15 protein-coding genes are annotated in these 17,565 nt (G+C 46.9%); all 15 read right to left on the bottom strand.

The genetic code is table 11. The annotated features are described in order from the left end of the window. Nucleotides 1–209 precede the first annotated feature (209 nt). Nucleotides 210–1,877 (bottom strand): dihydroxy-acid dehydratase, encoded by a 1,668-nt coding sequence (ilvD, locus tag LCL96_RS13350; RefSeq protein WP_224941945.1) that lies wholly within the window; start codon nucleotides 1,875–1,877, stop codon nucleotides 210–212. 15 nt (nucleotides 1,878–1,892) lie between these two features. Beyond that, a complete protein-coding gene (ilvE, locus tag LCL96_RS13345; RefSeq protein WP_224941944.1) occupies nucleotides 1,893–2,792 on the bottom strand; it encodes a branched-chain-amino-acid transaminase in 900 nt (299 codons plus the stop codon). 696 nt (nucleotides 2,793–3,488) lie between these two features. Then, nucleotides 3,489–4,640: a homogentisate 1,2-dioxygenase gene (locus tag LCL96_RS13340; protein WP_224941943.1), complete on the bottom strand. Its 1,152-nt coding sequence runs from the start codon at nucleotides 4,638–4,640 to the stop codon at nucleotides 3,489–3,491. Next, entirely contained in the window at nucleotides 4,600–5,565 is a 966-nt protein-coding gene (locus LCL96_RS13335; protein WP_224941942.1) for a fumarylacetoacetate hydrolase family protein, read from the bottom strand. The genes LCL96_RS13340 and LCL96_RS13335 overlap by 41 nt, the downstream gene beginning before the upstream one ends. 6 nt (nucleotides 5,566–5,571) lie before the next feature. Next, nucleotides 5,572–6,183 (bottom strand): flavin reductase family protein, encoded by a 612-nt coding sequence (locus LCL96_RS13330; RefSeq protein WP_224941941.1) that lies wholly within the window; start codon nucleotides 6,181–6,183, stop codon nucleotides 5,572–5,574. Next, complete coding sequence (gene hisC, locus LCL96_RS13325; protein WP_224941940.1) at nucleotides 6,184–7,293, bottom strand: histidinol-phosphate transaminase; 1,110 nt, start codon at nucleotides 7,291–7,293, stop codon at nucleotides 6,184–6,186. It abuts the gene before it with no gap. Between the two features lie 175 nt (nucleotides 7,294–7,468). Further along, complete coding sequence (gene hppD, locus LCL96_RS13320) at nucleotides 7,469–8,584, bottom strand: 4-hydroxyphenylpyruvate dioxygenase (protein ID WP_224941939.1); 1,116 nt, start codon at nucleotides 8,582–8,584, stop codon at nucleotides 7,469–7,471. A gap of 115 nt (nucleotides 8,585–8,699) precedes the next feature. Further along, a complete protein-coding gene (lpdA, locus tag LCL96_RS13315) occupies nucleotides 8,700–10,127 on the bottom strand; it encodes a dihydrolipoyl dehydrogenase (RefSeq protein ID WP_224941938.1) in 1,428 nt (475 codons plus the stop codon). Further along, nucleotides 10,128–11,306, bottom strand: a complete 1,179-nt coding sequence (locus LCL96_RS13310; RefSeq protein ID WP_224941937.1) for a dihydrolipoamide acetyltransferase family protein — start codon at nucleotides 11,304–11,306, stop codon at nucleotides 10,128–10,130. Between the two features lie 14 nt (nucleotides 11,307–11,320). Beyond that, a complete protein-coding gene (locus tag LCL96_RS13305) occupies nucleotides 11,321–12,298 on the bottom strand; it encodes an alpha-ketoacid dehydrogenase subunit beta (protein WP_224943438.1) in 978 nt (325 codons plus the stop codon). A gap of 19 nt (nucleotides 12,299–12,317) precedes the next feature. Next, nucleotides 12,318–13,382, bottom strand: a complete 1,065-nt coding sequence (gene pdhA, locus LCL96_RS13300; protein WP_224941936.1) for a pyruvate dehydrogenase (acetyl-transferring) E1 component subunit alpha — start codon at nucleotides 13,380–13,382, stop codon at nucleotides 12,318–12,320. Nucleotides 13,383–13,633: 251 nt separating this feature from the next. Beyond that, nucleotides 13,634–14,740: a Leu/Phe/Val dehydrogenase gene (locus LCL96_RS13295; protein ID WP_224943435.1), complete on the bottom strand. Its 1,107-nt coding sequence runs from the start codon at nucleotides 14,738–14,740 to the stop codon at nucleotides 13,634–13,636. Between the two features lie 106 nt (nucleotides 14,741–14,846). Beyond that, on the bottom strand, nucleotides 14,847–15,242 hold the full coding sequence (locus LCL96_RS13290) for a thioesterase family protein (protein ID WP_224941935.1): 396 nt from the start codon (nucleotides 15,240–15,242) through the stop codon (nucleotides 14,847–14,849). A gap of 509 nt (nucleotides 15,243–15,751) precedes the next feature. After that, nucleotides 15,752–16,546: an ABC transporter ATP-binding protein gene (locus LCL96_RS13285; RefSeq protein WP_224941934.1), complete on the bottom strand. Its 795-nt coding sequence runs from the start codon at nucleotides 16,544–16,546 to the stop codon at nucleotides 15,752–15,754. Beyond that, complete coding sequence (locus LCL96_RS13280) at nucleotides 16,521–17,549, bottom strand: ABC transporter permease (protein ID WP_224941933.1); 1,029 nt, start codon at nucleotides 17,547–17,549, stop codon at nucleotides 16,521–16,523. The genes LCL96_RS13285 and LCL96_RS13280 overlap by 26 nt, the downstream gene beginning before the upstream one ends. Between the last annotated feature and the right edge of the window lie 16 nt (nucleotides 17,550–17,565).

The raw sequence follows: 17,565 nt of genomic DNA, 5'->3' as shown, positions 1-17,565 counted from the left end.
ACGCCGAAAAGCATCTCCCTTTGCAGGCTGATCGGTTTCACCAGCCTTTGTTTTTGTAACGAGTATCATCTACTCGATCGTTCCTACTTACATGGTTCAGAACGATACTCAGAGGGGATGTCGGTATTGGTTGTATTACTGGTTCGCAGCTCCACCAGCTCTCTGAAAATACGATTTCCAATCCTTTTACCTCTTCAACGCTTTCTTATCTATTCTGTTTTCAAGATGCCACCGGTACTTGCTGATGTCACAAGCTTTGCGTATCTTGCCAGATAACCTTTTTTGATTTTCGGAGGAGGCTGTACCCACTCCTGTTGTCTGAACTTCAACTCTTCTACTGATACCATCAAGGAAATTGTCCGATTCGTCAGATCAATGAAGATGGGATCTCCATTTTCCACGATCCCGATCGGTCCGCCTTCAGCCGCTTCCGGTGAGACATGGCCGATCGATATGCCCCGGGATGCTCCAGAAAACCTTCCGTCGGTCATCAGTGCAACCTTCTTCTCAAGGCCGCGTCCTGCGATGGCTGCTGTCGGGGCCAGCATTTCCGGCATTCCAGGACCTCCCTTTGGTCCTTCATACCTGATGACCACGACATGACCTTCTTTCACTTCCCCGCTTTCAATTCCGGCCAGCGCGTCATCCTGGGACTCGTAAACAATCGCTTCCCCCATGAATGTTTTGATGGATGGATCGACTGCTCCTACCTTGATGACGCCTCCATCCGGAGCGATATTCCCGAATAGGACGGATAGCCCTCCGACAGGACTGTGTGCACTTTCCCTCCGGCGGATAACATCATCATTTTGAATGTGAGCATCCTTTACATTTTCATAAAGTGATTTTCCGGTAACGGTGATTCGATCCCTGTGTACGGCTTCCATCTCGCACAGCTCTTTAATGATGGCGCTGACCCCTCCGGCATTGTGTACATCCTGCATAGAGTAATCGGAGGCCGGGCTTATCTTGGACAGATAAGGGACCCGTTCAGCCACTTTATTGATCCGGTTGATGTCATAATCGATCTCCGCCTCATTGGCAATCGCAAGTGTGTGAAGGACGGTATTCGTTGAGCCTCCCATCGCCATGTCTAAAGCGAATGCATCATCGATGGTGTCTTCTGTTATGATATCTCTCGGCTTGATGTCTTTCTTCACCATTTCAACCAGGTATTTCGCTGCGTCCTTGATTAGTTGATGCCGCTCTTCAGAAGTAGCGACAATCGTTCCATTTCCCGGTGGAGCCATTCCGAGCATCTCCATTAGGGAATTCATTGAATTCGCCGTGAACATCCCTGAGCAAGATCCGCATGTCGGACAGGCATTGGCTTCGATATCGAGAAGCTGCTCTGCCGTCATCCTTCCTGACTGATGGGCACCGACCCCTTCGAAAACAGATACAAGTGATAATGGCTTCCCTTCACTTGATACTCCTGCTTCCATCGGGCCTCCCGATACGAAAACGGAAGGGACATTGGTTCTGACTGATGCCATCAGCATTCCCGGTGTAATCTTGTCACAGTTCGGGATGTAGAATACTCCGTCGAACCAGTGAGCATTGATGACGGTTTCTGCTGAGTCGGCGATCAATTCGCGGCTCGGCAACGAGTACCTCATACCGATATGCCCCATGGCAATTCCGTCGTCAACACCGATCGTGTTGAATTCGAATGGAATCCCGCCTGCTTCCCGGATCGCTTCTTTCACAACCTGAGCGAATCCGTTTAAATGCATATGACCTGGAATGATATCAATGTAAGAGTTACATACTCCGATGAATGGTTTTTCCAGGTCTTCGAGCTTCACACCTGTCGCATATAGTAAACTGCGGTGAGGAGCCCGGTCGATTCCTTTCTTGATCATGTCACTTCGCACGTCATCACCTCCCACTTAACCAACTTGTGCATTTTGTTTGTAAACTTTTCTTCCATCCTGCGTGACAGTATTTCTGAACTCCTGCAATAATTGGTTTGTATATTCCCCAGGTTTCCCATCCCCGATCACTCGTCCGTCCACTTTGACAACGGCAATGACCTCGGCGGCGGTTCCTGTTAAGAACACCTCATCCGCTGTGTATACATCATGACGGGTGAAGACTTCTTCTTTCATTTCAAATCCTAATTTTTCGGCAATTTCGATGATGGCATTTCGGGTGATGCCCTCAAGTGCCCCAACGTATCCAGGCGGTGTCAGGATCTTTCCTTTTTTGACAATGAAGATATTGTCCGCTGATCCTTCCGCAACATACCCTTGATCATTCAACATCAATGCTTCACTTACACCAGCGAGATTTGCTTCGATTTTAACGAGAATGTTATTTAAATAGTTTAAGGATTTAACCTTTGGAGAAAGGACATCCGCACGATTTCGGCGGCTCGCCACTGTTACGATATCGATGCCCGTTTCATATAAGCTTTTAGGGAACAAAGCCAGTTGCTCCGCAATGACAATGATTTGTGGCTTTCTACAAGTAAATGGATCCAGTCCCAAGTTTCCAACACCTCTAGAAATGACCACACGTATGTAGGCATTTTCCAGCTGATTTTTTTTCAATGTATCGACGATGATATCACTCATCTCTTGTTTCGAGATTTCGATATTCAGCATGATCGATTTGGCAGAATCATAAAGGCGATCAACATGTTCTTCTAAACGGAATACGTTCCCGTCGTACATTCGAATCCCTTCGAACACTCCATCTCCATATAGAAAACCATGGTCGTACACTGATACAACGGCTTCTTCCTTTTTTACGTATTGTCCGTCTAAGTAGATCCACTGTTCGTTCATGTTAATCATTCCTTTCCAGTCTGTGATTTATTTGATTATTCAGAAATTTATTTATACAACGATAGTTCGCTGACCCGGAGCCTGATGCAATCGGCTTGTTTTTGGTTGTTACTGCCGCTTCCCGGTGGCTCAAGATTTTTTTATTGAGGACAATATTACTCCCGTTTTCCGGTAAGGTCAACAGGCTTTTTGTAAATTATTTGACTATTTAGATTAATCTGATTATAAGTAAACGCTTACATCTTTGTCCTAGTGGAGTTTTATGGAGTGAAAATATTTTTTTGATTTTTTTATTTTTCGGGGTGAATAGTGGTTCAGAATGGGGGGAGGTGCCCTTCAGAAAATCTTTCGACAAAATCCTGTAGTGGCGCGGCTTCAGGGGAAATTAGACCTGTGTGTAAATGACTGATTTATTCTCACTTATTTTTTATAATTGAGAACCTTATTTTCGATTTAGATACTTGTTTGAATTTTTATCAACCTAAAGGTCTGGTCACCAAGAAGAAATCGACCTAGCCTGTTCCCCTTTTCTGTAATGGATACACGACTCAAATGCCGGGTTCATCATGGCGACGATGATGCATAATATCTCGAAAAAAAATATATTTTCCCAATAAGGGACCAATCCTTCTTTAAACTCTATACAAATAAAAAAGAATCAATCCAGGCAGCCAGGCCTTTGGATTGATTCTACTTTCACACCCAGGTAAACATATAATTGGGATCTTCGACATCATGTGCTTTTTTTACAATCTTCAATGGCTTGAACGTATCGATCATGACGGCAAGCTCGAGTGTTTCTTTTTTCCCAATACTGGCCTCTGTCGTTCCAGGATGTGGTCCATGGGGAATCCCGCTCGGGTGCAGGGTGATAGAACCTTCCTTGATCCCCTTTCTGCTCATGAAGTTTCCTTCTACATAGTACAGGAGCTCATCACTGTTCACATTGCTGTGATTATAAGGAGCCGGGATCGATTCCGGATGATAATCATATAATCTCGGTACAAATGAGCACACAACAAAGTTATGACCTTCAAACGTTTGATGAACAGGCGGCGGCTGATGGACACGACCGGTGATCGGCTCGAAATCCTCAATATTGAATACCCATGGATACAAATATCCATCCCAGCCTACTACATCCAAAGGATGATGATTTAATACATGTGAATGAAGGGCACCTCTTGATTTCGTGATCACTTCGAATTCGCCCTCTTCATCCTTCGTTTCGAGCTTCTCAGGTCCTCTTAAATCCCGTTCACAAAACGGACTGTGCTCCAATAGCTGGCCGTACTCATTACGGTAGCGCCGGGGAGTCGTGATCTGACTGAAGGACTCGACGATCAGCATTTTCGTGTCTTCTTCAGGCACGACACGGTAGATGGTTCCGATCGGGATCACCACATAGTCACCTTTCCCGTACGTGATGGTTCCGAACATCGTCTCCACTTGCCCTTTACCAAAATGGATATACAGTATTTCATCCCCGTCACCATTCCGGTAGAAATTCGTCATTTCCTCCGTAACATAAGCGGTACCGATCAGCAGATCCGAATTCCCGAGTAAGTACTCACGGCTCTTTAAAGCACAGCCTTCCTTCTCGACTTTGTCGGTAAAGAAATGTCGATGGCGAAGGGCACCCTCTTCCTCAAACTCCGGCATATAGCTCCCTAAATACTCTGTTTTCGCCACAGCCGTAGGCAAATGATGATGATACAAAATGGACTGTGTCCCTGAGAACCCCTTTGTCCCCATGACCTGCTCCCTGTAAAGCGAGCCATCGTCCTTTTTAAACATCGTATGACGCTTATGAGGTATGTTCCCCAGTTGACGATAGTACATGTTCATCCTCCTCTCTTCTCTCTGCAATCGTGTTCCGTAAAACTCCCAATCCCGTAATCTCCAACTCTACCACGTCTCCGGCCTTCAACCACGGATGTGTTTCTGTTCCAAGTTCCAGGATGCAGCCTGTTCCTACCGTACCCGACCCGATGACCTCACCAGGATACAGAGTGACGTCTTTCGATGCGCGCTCGATCATGTCACTAAATGTGTAATGAATATCCTGGTAATTCCCCTCAGATAAGAGGGTTCCATTTACCTTTGCCGTCATGGAAAGATCAAACCGGTCTCCCGTTCGATAGGACTCCAGTTCATCCTTCGTCACCAAATACGGACCGAAGGAAGTAGCGAAATCCTTTCCTTTCGCGGGACCAAGTCCGACCTTCATTTCACGCTTCTGTATGTCCCTTGCACTCCAGTCATTCATGATCAGGTACCCATAAATATGGTCTTCCGCACTCTCTCGGGGAATATTCCTGCCTTCCTTACCGATGACGCAGGCGATTTCCAGTTCATAATCGAGCCACTCACAGTCAGCCGGCTTTTCTATATGATCAAGAGGGCCTTTAGCCGCTAAATGATTCGTGAAATAGAAGACGGGGATGTCATACCATTCCGGCACCACATCAAGCCCTCTCCTTTTACGGGCGGTTTTCACATGCTCTTCAAAAGCATAGAAATCGCGAATGCTGACAGGTCTTGGAATCGGCGACTTCAGGGTGACCTCACCTAGTAGGTGCACTCCCTTTTCCCCCTCTGAAAAGGTGCCAAGCTCTTTCAGCCGTTTTAAGCCTTCATTCCCCAGTTCAATGATTGATATCATGTCTTTTGGGAGCGAACCTTCACTTACAGCATGGATATCCACGACCAGATCATCCTGAAGGATCCCTGCCCTAACTTCTCTTTCTATTAAAAAACTGACCAGCTTCACGTGTCATCACCTTTTTCGTATCAATTCAAATGAATCGGATAATGGTTTGGTGTACATCTGACCGGCAAGCCTGCCGACAGGTTTCAGTTTCTCTGAATCTATTTTTCCATCATAATAGAGCTCATCATCGACCCTCACACATTCTACCTTCCCTATGACCAGGCTCCCTGCTCCAGGGTGGTCACCGAAGTGAAGAACTTCATGAAGAACGCATTCCAATTGAACCTTACTCTCGAAGACTCCCGGAGGCTTTACCGTGACGGATTCCTTCTTCGTCAGACCGACCTGTTCGAATTCATCCACTTCTGATTCAAATTCAATGGCACAGTTATTCATTTCCTCTACAAACTCTTCACTGACGATATTGATGACGAATTCCTTCGTGTTCTCGATATTCTGAAGGGTATCCTTTTTGCTGCCATCCTTCCCTCTTCTCATCGGGGAGAAGCATACGAGCATGGGTTCAGCACAAATCGCCGTAAAGAAGCTATATGGTGCCAGGTTCGCATTTCCTTTTTCATCAAGGGATGAAACAAAGGCAATCGGCCTTGGCAGAATCGAACCGATCATCAATTTATAAGCTGCCTGCCATTCGAGCGTCTGGGGTTTAATATCCACTCACTTCACCCCTCCATTTTGTAAAATGTCTTCCATCGCACGGATGAATCGCTTATTATCCTCTTCTGTTCCGATCGTGACCCGAACCGTTGTCGGATAGCCGAGAAGTGTTCCTGAACGGACGACGATTCCTCTTTTCACCAATTCATAAGAAACGATGTCTCCATTCATTCCCGTATCGACCATGATAAAGTTCGACTGAGACGGAAAATACGAGATTCCAAGTCTGTCGAATTCTCTTTCCATATAGAGTCGTCCCTTTTCATTCTTATGGGTGCACTCTCTAATGAACGCCTGATCTTCCAGGGCAATGATTGCAGATTTCTGGGCAACCGTATTTACATTGAAGACGTCCTTCACTTTACGGAGCTGTTCTGCAATCTCTTCATTCATGACCCCGAATCCGACCCTTAACCCCGCCAGACCATATATCTTTGAAAAGGTCCTGAGGACGATCAGGTTATCAAATGCCGATAAAAGCGGCAGGGTTTCTAAATAATCATCTGTTGTCACATACTCCATATAGGCTTCATCCACTACGACAAGAATGTGCGAAGGGATGCTTCCGATAAATTCCAGGAGTTCTTTCTTCCCGACGATTGTTCCGGTCGGGTTATTGGGATTACATACAAAGATCAGCTTCGTGTTTGAGGTGATGGCATCATGCATCCCTTTTAAATCATGGGTCCCGTCAATGAGTGGCACCGTAACCGGAGTACCCCCTTCTAAAAGCACATTGGTTCGATACCTTGGAAACGTCACATCAGCCATGATGGCTTCGTCCCCACTGCTTAAATAGGCCCTTGTCAACAACCGGATCACTTCATCCGAGCCATTACCGAATACAAGTTGCTCTTTCCGGACTCCCAAAAATGTCGAAACCTTTTGACTTAAATCGACCGCTGCCCCGTCCGGGTACAGAAACAAATCGCTGCCATCCTCTTTAAACCACTGCTTCACCTTCGGGGAGCAGCCGTATATATTTTCATTTTCTGACAGCTTCCTGATTGAATTCAGACCATGCTCCTTTTGTAAGTCTAAAAGCGTCTTCCCCAGCACATATGGAGCAATATGTGTGACGGCTTCCCTTGTCTTGAACTTCAATGACATACATGCATCCCCGCTTTCCTCATGGATGAAGGGGGTTGACTCATGTGTCAGCTTATCTTCAACCCTTCACCTGTCATGTGTATGAGATGAAGGGTTGAAGTAGCTGATCTCTTCATGAGTTAACCCCCTGACCGGTCCTTTGACCCCCGTTATATATGCTCTATCTATCTATTTTTTATAAGTTTCCTCTTCGTTCCTGCTCGCGCTCGATGGATTCAAAAAGTGCTTTGAAGTTTCCTTCCCCGAATCCTCTTGCCCCTTTACGCTGGATCACTTCGATGAATAATGTAGGACGATCCACGATCGGCTTCGTGAAAATTTGAAGCAGGTAGCCTTCGTCATCACGGTCTACTAAAATATTCAACTCTTTGATTTTTGAAATCTCTTCATCGATTTCACCCACACGCTCTGAAAGCATCTCGTAATAAGAATCCGGCGTGTTTAGGAACTCTACGCCATTCTCTTTCAGAATGCCGACAGTCTTCACGATATCTTCTGTCAGGATGGCAATATGCTGCACGCCCGGGCCGCCGTAAAACTCAAGATATTCCTGGATTTGTGATTTACGTTTCCCTTCAGCAGGCTCATTGATCGGGAACTTGATGCGTCCGCCGTTATGCATGACCTTGGACATCAGGGCTGAGTATTCGGTTGTTATGTCTTCATTCGTGAAGTGACGCATTTCCTTGAAGCCCATTACTTTTTCGTAATATTCTACCCACTCTTCCATGCGTTCCACGTTTCCGACGACATGATCGACCGCGATGATACCTGCATCTTCATTTTTCAGGGCAGTATCATACTTTTCAAAACCTGGCATGAAGATCCCCTTGTAATCTTTACGCTCTACAAGTGTATGGATCGTGTCCCCATATGTACCGATGACGGCTTTCTTCACTTGTCCGTGATCGTCTTCCAGTGTGGAAGGAGGCATGATTTCGATGGCTCCTCGGGAAACCGCTCCATTGTAAGCCTTTTCAACATCATCCACAACAAGAGCGATGTCTTTGATACCGTCCCCGTGCTGCTTCACGAATTGGGACACTCGGCTGCCTTCGTGCAGGCTTCCTGTAATGAGCAATCGCACTTTATTTTGTTGCAGTACATAGGATACTGTGTCACGATTTCCTGTTTCGAGTCCTGAATAGGCAACAGTCTTAAAACCGAATGCTGTACAGAAGAAATGAGCAGCCTGTTTCGCATTTCCAGTATAGTATTCTAAGTAGTCAACATCTCTTACCGGAAAAATATCTTCTACCTTTTCCTGTTTTTTCGCTACATTCTCTTGCATCCTAACCCCTCCATTAATCTGCATATTCTGAATATATAGTAAATGGTTTAATCGAACTTCTCAAGAGCGGCCGGTAAAGCTTAAACGCTTCTCTGTGATGAAGTCCGTCCCTCATTTACCTAGCAAGCTCCTTTTTTCTGGGAGGCATATGTACAGCGTCCCCTTTTAAACCTTCCATCGCTTCAAGTACACTTTCATTCATACTTGGATGGGGATAGAGTGGAAAGCGAAAGTCCTCATCCCTCGCTGCCATTTCAAGGCCAAGCACACCTGATGTGATAAGCTCGACCGCTCCCGTACCCATGATATGAACACCAAGGATCACATCCGTTTCACTGTCTGACACGACTTTCACGAATCCATCCTTTTCATCCGTCAGCTGGGCGTACCCATTTCCCCTGACAGGGTTCTCACTCACTGTGACAGAATAACCTTCTTCCCGTGCTTCCTCTTCGGTAAGACCGACACATGCAATCGGTGAACTCATCTGCACCACCGTCGGCACAAACTGCATATCCACTTCCACCTTCAGCCCAGCCATCGCCTCCGCCGCTACCTTCCCCTGCTTGATCGCCTTCACTGCGAGGGACGGACCTTCCGTGACGTCCCCGATTGCCCAAATATGTGGAATTGAGGTCCGTCCCTCCCGATCTGCCCGGATATACCCATTCTCCGTTACCTCTATGCGGAGACGGTCGAGTCCAAGATCAGTCAGGTTCGGTTTGACTTGGCCGCTGATAACAAAGTGAGAGCCTTCGATTGAGACTGTTTCTCCATTGTCTTTTTCAAGTTCAACGATGACGTGTCCGTCCCTCTCTTTGGCCGTTCGGAGTTGGGATTTCTTGATGACATTGATTTTCTGCTTTTTCAACTGTCTGAACAGTTCTTTTGTGATGGCTGAGTCAAAGGGAAGTTCATCGTTTAAGACGAGAGTGACACGGCTTCCCAATAGAGAAAAGACCGACGAGATTTCAAGTGAAATATAATCTGCGCCATACACAATCAGTTCCTCGGGAATTTCCTCCAGATTGAAAATCTCCCTTTCTTTCAGGACACACCCCGAATTGAACAGGACTCCATCTGGATAGTGAAAATCACCGCCTGTTGCCACGATCGCCTCTTTAAAATTGAAGAGGGAAAACTCATGACCATTTTCTACCCCGATACGGGATTCTGACAGAAAGGAAGCCGATCCTTTCACGACCTCCACTTTATTCGCTTTGCATAGGGATTCTACACCCATTCTTAACTGGGTGATTTTTTTATTTTTATAGTGTTGAAGGGAAGAGAGGTTCGCCTCCACTTCTCCAAACTCCATTCCCATTTCCTTCAGGTGCTTCGTCTTTTTGAATTCCTGGGCAAAATGGGTAAATACTTTGGATGGGATGCACCCTTTATTTAAACAGGTTCCCCCCAGATCCTCCCGTTCGATCAGCGTTACATGCCTACCGAGGGCAGCCGCTCTGATAGCTGCGTGATAACCCCCGGGACCACCGCCGATGATAACAACGTCCTTCTCTTCTGTAATTTCTCCCACAACCATTTACATCAACTCCAACAGCATGGATTGGGGTTCTTCAATCAAATCTCTTAATCGATTCGTAAACTTCACGGCCGTTCCGCCATCCGCTACTCTGTGATCAAAGGACATGGATACATTCATCATGGAGCGGACCACGATTTCATCCTTCTCATTCACCATCGGACGCTTCTTCGTTTTATGAAAAGCGACTAAGGCAACTTCCGGCTCGTTAATGATCGGAGTGGCGCCGATGGAACCGTTCAACGGCCCTACATTACTGACCGTGAACGTACCACCCTTGATTTCGTTCATGGTGAGCCTGCCTTCTTGTGCTTTGACGGTGAGATCCTTCATTTCTGCCTGTATCTCTTTCATCGTTTTTCCTTCCACCTGCTTGATGACAGGTACGATCAAGCCTTCGTCGGTATCGACTGCGATTCCGATATTGTGGTGAGGCTGAAGCTCCACACACTCTTCCTCTTCATGAAGGCGTGCATTGAAAATCGGATACTCTTTCAAACATACAGAAAGGGCTTTGATAAAATATGCCCCCATGGAAATGGACTGTCCATACGATTTCATCGTATCTTTCCAGATTAGTAGATTCGTCACATCGATCTCTTCAAAATGGGTACAGTGCGGGATCGTCCTGAGTGACTGTGACATTTTGGAAGCAATCTGCTTGCGTCTCCCCCGGAAAGGAATCGTCTTCACGTCAGTTTCCACAGATGCTTCAGGGGCAACCGGTTTACGTTCTTCCACCCGCTTGGGAGCTGTCGCACGTTCTCCTTTCATGTAAAGGATGACATCCTCATCGACGATTCGTCCACCCGCTCCGGAGCCAACAACTTCTTCAATGTTGACTCCATTTTCCCTCGCAATCTTTCTTGTATACGGTGAAGCAAGGATCCTTTTTTTCTTCATGACCTGCGAGGTTTTGGGAACGATACGGCGGCTATCACCACTATATTCCTTTTCCATCAACAGGACCGTCGACCCGACGGGGATTGTTTCTCCTTCACTTACGGTAAATTCCTTGATCACACCTGAAAAAGGTGCCGGGATTTCCGCCGTCATTTTATCTGTCTGAACTTCCACAAGTGGTTGATCCGCTCTCACGACATCCCCCACTTTCACAAGAAAGTGATTGATATTGGCTTCGGTCATGCCTTCCCCAATATCATGAAGCTTGACTTCCATGGACTCCCTCCTTTCTAATAACGTGCCACTTTTTCCACTGCAGTGAGGACACGTTTACTGTCAGGCAAATAAAAATCTTCAAATCCGAAATACGGAACAGGGGTATCGAATCCCGTTACCCGTTCTGTCGGCGCTTTTTGATATAAAAAGGACGTATCATTGATGATTGCCAGTACATCATTTCCGACTCCGCCCGTAGCATGGGCTTCATGGACAATGACCGTTCTTCCCGTCTTTTGAACAGAGCTTGAAATGAGATCCTTATCAAGAGGATAGAGTGTTCTGAGATCGAGAACCTCGCAGTCGATGCCTTTATCGGCTGCTTCCTTAGCGGCATCCTCTGCGACTTTCACCATCGCTCCCCATGAAATGATCGTGACATCATCACCCTCTTTAACCACCTTCCCTTTCCCGATTTCAACCGTATACTTCTCCTCAGGCACTTCTTCTTTGGAAGAACGGTAACACCTCATCGGCTCCAGGAAGAGAACCGGGTCTGGATCTTCAATGGCCGCAATCAAAAGCCCCTTCGCATCGTACGGTGACGACGGGCAGACTACCTTGATCCCAGGCATATGGGTGAAAAGGGCTTCAGTACTATCAGAATGAATTTCAGGTGCCCGGACTCCAGCCCCATAAGGAGCCCTGATGACCAATGGACAGGTGAAATGTCCAAGGGTTCGGGAGCGGAGACGGGAGGCATGGGTCATGATCTGCTCGTACGCCGGATAGATGAACCCTAAAAATTGAACTTCCGCCACAGGACGGAATCCGTTTAGTCCCATTCCGATGGCTGCGCCGATAAAACCTGCTTCACTCAATGGCGTATCCAGGACCCGGTCTTCACCAAATTCCTGTTGAAGGCCGTCCGTCGCCCGGAATACTCCGCCGTTCGTCCCGATATCCTCCCCCATTAATAGGACATCCTCACTTTCCCGGAGCATCACTCTCATTGCATCCGTAATGGCCTGGACCATCGTCAATGTCTTCATTTTCGTTAAGGTGCTCACTCTACTCACCTCTCCATTGCTCAAGGAGCTTTTCTTTTTGTTCCTGAATCGTCCACGTTGGTGTCTCAAATACATAATCGAAGATCAGACTTGGATCTGCGGCCGGATAAGCTTCCAGCTCCTCGACAGCCAGGTCCACTTCCTTCGTATACTCTTGTTGAACAGCATTCATCCAATCCGCATCAAGCCAGCCTCTTTGCTTCATAAAGTTCGTTAACCGATCCAGTGGATCATTCTCCTTGCGCCGGCTCTCGCTTTCCTGCTGATCACGATATTTCGACGGATCATCGGCTGTCGTATGAGCTCCATACCTCCACGTCACAGACTCGATCAACGTAGGTCCGTCCCCGTTTCGCGCTCTCTCCAGTGCCTTCAGCGTTTCAAAATAAACAGCAAAAATATCATTGCCATCGATACGTACGCTTGGAATGTCGTAAGCAAGTGCTTTCTGGGCAATGGTTTTCGTTTTCATCTGTTTGTGTATGGGAACGGAAATGGCATATTGATTATTTTGATTAAAAAAGACGACTGGGGCCTCCCAAACGCTTGCCAAGTTCAATCCTTCATGAAAATCCCCTTCAGATGTGGCACCGTCACCAAAATACACAATGGCTGCATTCTTAGTTCCCTTCCTCTTTTCGGCATAAGCCGCCCCTACCGCATGGGGTAGCTGGGTGGCGATCGGGATTCCGGGAGTGAAGATATTTTTCCCTTCCGGAGGCACGCATCCTTCATTCCTCCCTTTCCAAAAGAGCAGGATATGAAGCAGAGAATGACCGAATGTCATGGTAGCCCCATGATCCCGGTAGGACGGGAATAACCAGTCTTTTTCCTGAAGGGCAAGTGCACTGCCCACCTGGGATGCCTCCTGTCCTTCATACGGTGCATACGTTCCGATTCGTCCCTGACGCTGCAGGCTCACCGCTTTGCGATCGAAGGTACGGATCCTGATGAGATGACGGTAAAACGTACGGGCTAAATCTTCTGAAATGTCCTTTTCATACTCGCTTTGAATCAGTTGGCCTTTTTGGTCCATGACCTGGACCAGTTGAAATTCCTCGATCATTTCATCACCTCTTTTGGTGCATTTATAGTGGAACATTTGATTTTTGAGTATGGCGGTTGTTTCTCGTAATCTATTATTGGCCATTATGCCTTTTTGGGGTGCTTATTGGGCCGCTTCTTGTGTTTATTGGGCCACTTTTGATGATAATTGGGCCACTTCGGTCCTTAATCGGGCCACATTTAAAGATAATCGGGCCACTTCCGCCATTTATTGTGCCAAATTGTGAACAATGTTTGTTTCCTGCTACAGTTCTATGTCCTAACCGACCACTTCGGACGCTTCGCATGGGAAAAGAAGCTGTTTCTTCTCGTGCGTGCATGAATCCGGTCTTCGCAGAATCGGTTGGCCGCTTCCACCGTGGTCATGTGATCATTTTCTGATTGCAGATAGATATTTTGAAGGCTGTTATAGATCGCACTTGTCTTCTGCAGGACACGTTCTTTGTTCGGTTCGTATAATTCGTCGGCTACCTGGATCAACCCGCCCGCATTGACGATGTAATCCGGTGCGTACAGGATCCCTTTTTCATGAAGCCTCATTCCATGGGAAAGATCTAATAATTGATTGTTGGCAGACCCGACGACCGCTTTCACTTTCAACTGATCGACTGTGTGATCATTGATGATCCCACCAATGGCACAAGGAACGAAAACATCGGCATCGACAGAGTAGATCTCTTCACCCGATACGACCTTGAGAGCAGCTCCCATGCTTTTCGCTTTCGCCACCAACTGGTCGATGGATCTCTGACTGATATCTGTTACATACAGGTCTGCTCCCTCTTCCAACAGACGCTCGGCCACTTTGAATCCAACTTTCCCGAGACCTTGAATAGCGTAGCTTTTTCCATGAAGGTCCTTTGAACCCCATACATTTTGGTTGGTCGCCTGCAATCCGTAGATCACTCCCATAGCCGTCGGAATGGAGGAATCCCCGCTACCTCCGTACTCTTCATTGACGCCTACGATACAATTGGTTTCTTTCAAGGCGAAGACAAAATCCTCAGGAGTGGTTCCCATGTCTGTCCCTGTATAAAATCGTCCGTTAAGGGATTCAACAAATTGACCGAAGGCGCGGAACAGTTCAGGATGTCTATCTTTTTCCGGATCCCCGATAATGACTGCCTTCCCCCCGCCGAAGTCCACATCGGCTGCGGCACATTTATAGGTCATTCCCTTTGATAGACGGAGGACATCCTCAAGTGCTTCATCCACTGATGCATACGGTCTCATCCGACACCCGCCAAGTGCTGGTCCAAGAGTGGTATTATGTATGGCGATGATGGCTTTGAGGCCGGTCTCTTCATCGTTGCAGAATACGACCTGCTCATGGTTTTGTATCTTTTGGAACATATCCATGTCATTTCCCCCTGTAAGCTCTCTATTTGTAACCGCTTTCACTTTTGTCGATACATTTGTCACTGATCTTCCTCCTTCTACTACTTAATCAAAAAGTGGATCAATACTAGTTACCTTCTATTCTTTCTTTAATCTTCTCTTTAGGGAGTACCACTTGTTTCACTTCACCTTTTCCAACGATTCTGCCACTCTCTTTATCTATGACAGTCACTTCGGTGAGGATGACGTTGCGTTCATATTTAATGACGTTCGCTTTAATTTCAAGGAAGGAACCTGATTTTGCCGGAGCCATATGCTCCACATTCACCTTTGCCCCCATCCCTTCTTCATGATCTTCCAAATAGGGTAGAATGATCTTCCTGGACGCCCATTCCATGTGATACACCATCGAAACTGTTGAATAAACGGGGTGAACCACATCTCCTTCAAACTGGGCATACATGCCGGGGGTGACCTCGGTCGATATGACGGCGGTATGTCCTACTGCTAATCCAGACTTCATTGCTTTCCCCCTTTAAACCAACAAATAATACATTTTTATATAACGTTAATTCAACGATATAATAACATTTTGTTTTATAAATAGTCAATGAATTGTTAAAATATTTAAAATATTATATTAATATAAGTTATGCAGAGGGACGGACCTACCCCAAAAGCGGAGGCGGCTTGGTCAGCCCCGACAAGCATAAGATGAATGAGCCATGAAGGCGGCCTTTGCCTTCTTGGCTCATTTAGCTTATGACCTCGAGGGGCTAGCCGCCGGAGCTAGATGATACTAAAAGCGGAGGCGGCTCGCCCAGAGGCGACAAGTATAAGGCGAACAGGCCGGAAAGGCGTTCTTAGCCTTTTTGGCCTGTATGACTTATGACCTCGAGGGGCTAGCCGCCGGAGCTAGACGAACTTCCGGTTTCCCCGGAGGTCCGTCCCTCACTCCTTTAACGCAAAAAAGGCAACGGGAACAATATCCCGTTGCCTTTTGCAGAAGGTTGTTTATTCTTTTTACCAATTCTATGAAAGCAGTGCACGGTCACTTGCCAGCTTACTGCCGCGGATCCGCTGGAATTCATGGAGCAGCCCTTCGACGGTAAGGTGCTTCTTCTCTTCTTCATTGACTTCCAATATGATCTGTCCCTTATCCATCATGATCAAGCGGTTCCCGAGATCCAGTGCCTGCTGCATATTATGGGTGACCATCAGAGTTGTGAGATTATACTTCTCGACGATCTCTTTAGTCAGATTTGTAATCAGGTCTGCCCGCGCAGGATCCAATGCAGCCGTATGCTCATCCAGCAGGAGGATCGACGGCTCGGTGAAGGTCGCCATTAAAAGGGAAAGGGCCTGTCGTTCACCACCTGAGAGCAATCCCACCTTGGCGTTCAAACGGTTCTCAAGTCCAAGGTGAAGGCTTTCTAGTACTTCCTTAAAGAACACCTTCCGCTTCTTGGTGACCCCCATTTTAAAGGTTCGGGTCCGATTCCGTGAATAGGCCATAGCCAGGTTTTCTTCGATGGTCATGGATGGCGCCGTGCCTGCCATGGGATCCTGGAATACACGCCCGATCAGCTTTGACCGTTTATACTCAGAAACTTTTGATACATCATGGTCATCAATCATCACATTACCGACATCAGGCAACAAGACCCCTGAAACAATATTCATAAGTGTCGATTTCCCGGCACCGTTACTTCCGATGACTGTGACGAAATCTCCTGGCTTTAAAGAGAGCTGAATATCATCAAGGGCGATTTTCTCATCGGGTGTGCCTTCATTAAATACTTTATGAATTCGATTTAATTGTAACACCGCTCTCACCCTTTCTCTCTGTTATCGCCGCTTTGTTTATCCGTTCTGCCATTCGCTGTGCTTTGCGTTTCTTATCCTTATAACGCTCCATCACTTTAGGCATGACAAGGGCAAGAATCACGATCGTCGCCGTGATCATCTTCATATCTCCTGTTTCAAGGAAATCGACCCGTAGAGCCATGGACACGACCAACCGGTAGATGATCGCCCCTCCGATGACGGCTAAAGTGGTACGGGCGATGGTCTTCGTTCCGAATAATGCCTCACCGATGATAACAGAAGCAAGACCGATGATGATCATCCCGATCCCCATCCCGACATCGGCAAATCGGCTGTACTGGGCAATTAAAGCTCCGGATAATGCGACCATCCCATTCGATATCCCTAACCCAAGGATGATCATGAGATTGGTATTGGCAGAGAAGCTGCGGATCATCCGTTGATTATCTCCGGTAGCTCTCAACGCCAATCCGATTTCCGTTTTCAAGAATGCATCTGTCAAAAATTTGATCACAAGCGTGATGATTGTCATGATGAATAGAATGCTCCACGTTCCTGGAACAGGTTCTCCAAGGCCGACTGCTACCCACAGTTTATTAAGGGCGGCATCGATTCCGAGAGGGGACCAAAACCCTTCTACTCCAGTAAACGCCGTGTCTTGACTGAGCAAGGGGACGTTGGATCTACCCATGATCCTGAGATTGATGGAGTACAGGGCGATCATCATCAAGATCCCTGATAATAAGGCATTGATTTTACCAAACGTATGAAGTAATCCTGTTATACATCCTGCTACAAATCCAATCACTATCGCTGTAATCGTTGCAATCACGGGATTTACGCCACTGACAATCATGGTTGCAGCGACAGCGGCTCCGGTTACGAAGCTGCCATCGACTGTTAAATCAGGAAAATCCAATATCCGAAAGGACAGGTAGACTCCGAGGGCCATAATAGCGTAAATGATTCCAGATTCAAAGGATGCAAATATTGCTGTTGGCACGAATCATCATCCCTTC

Origin of the sequence: Rossellomorea aquimaris, from assembly GCF_020172085.1 — a bacterium.
GTDB classification, from domain to species: Bacteria; Bacillota; Bacilli; order Bacillales; family Bacillaceae_B; genus Rossellomorea; species Rossellomorea aquimaris_E.
This window is presented reverse-complemented; position numbering and strand designations above follow the sequence as displayed.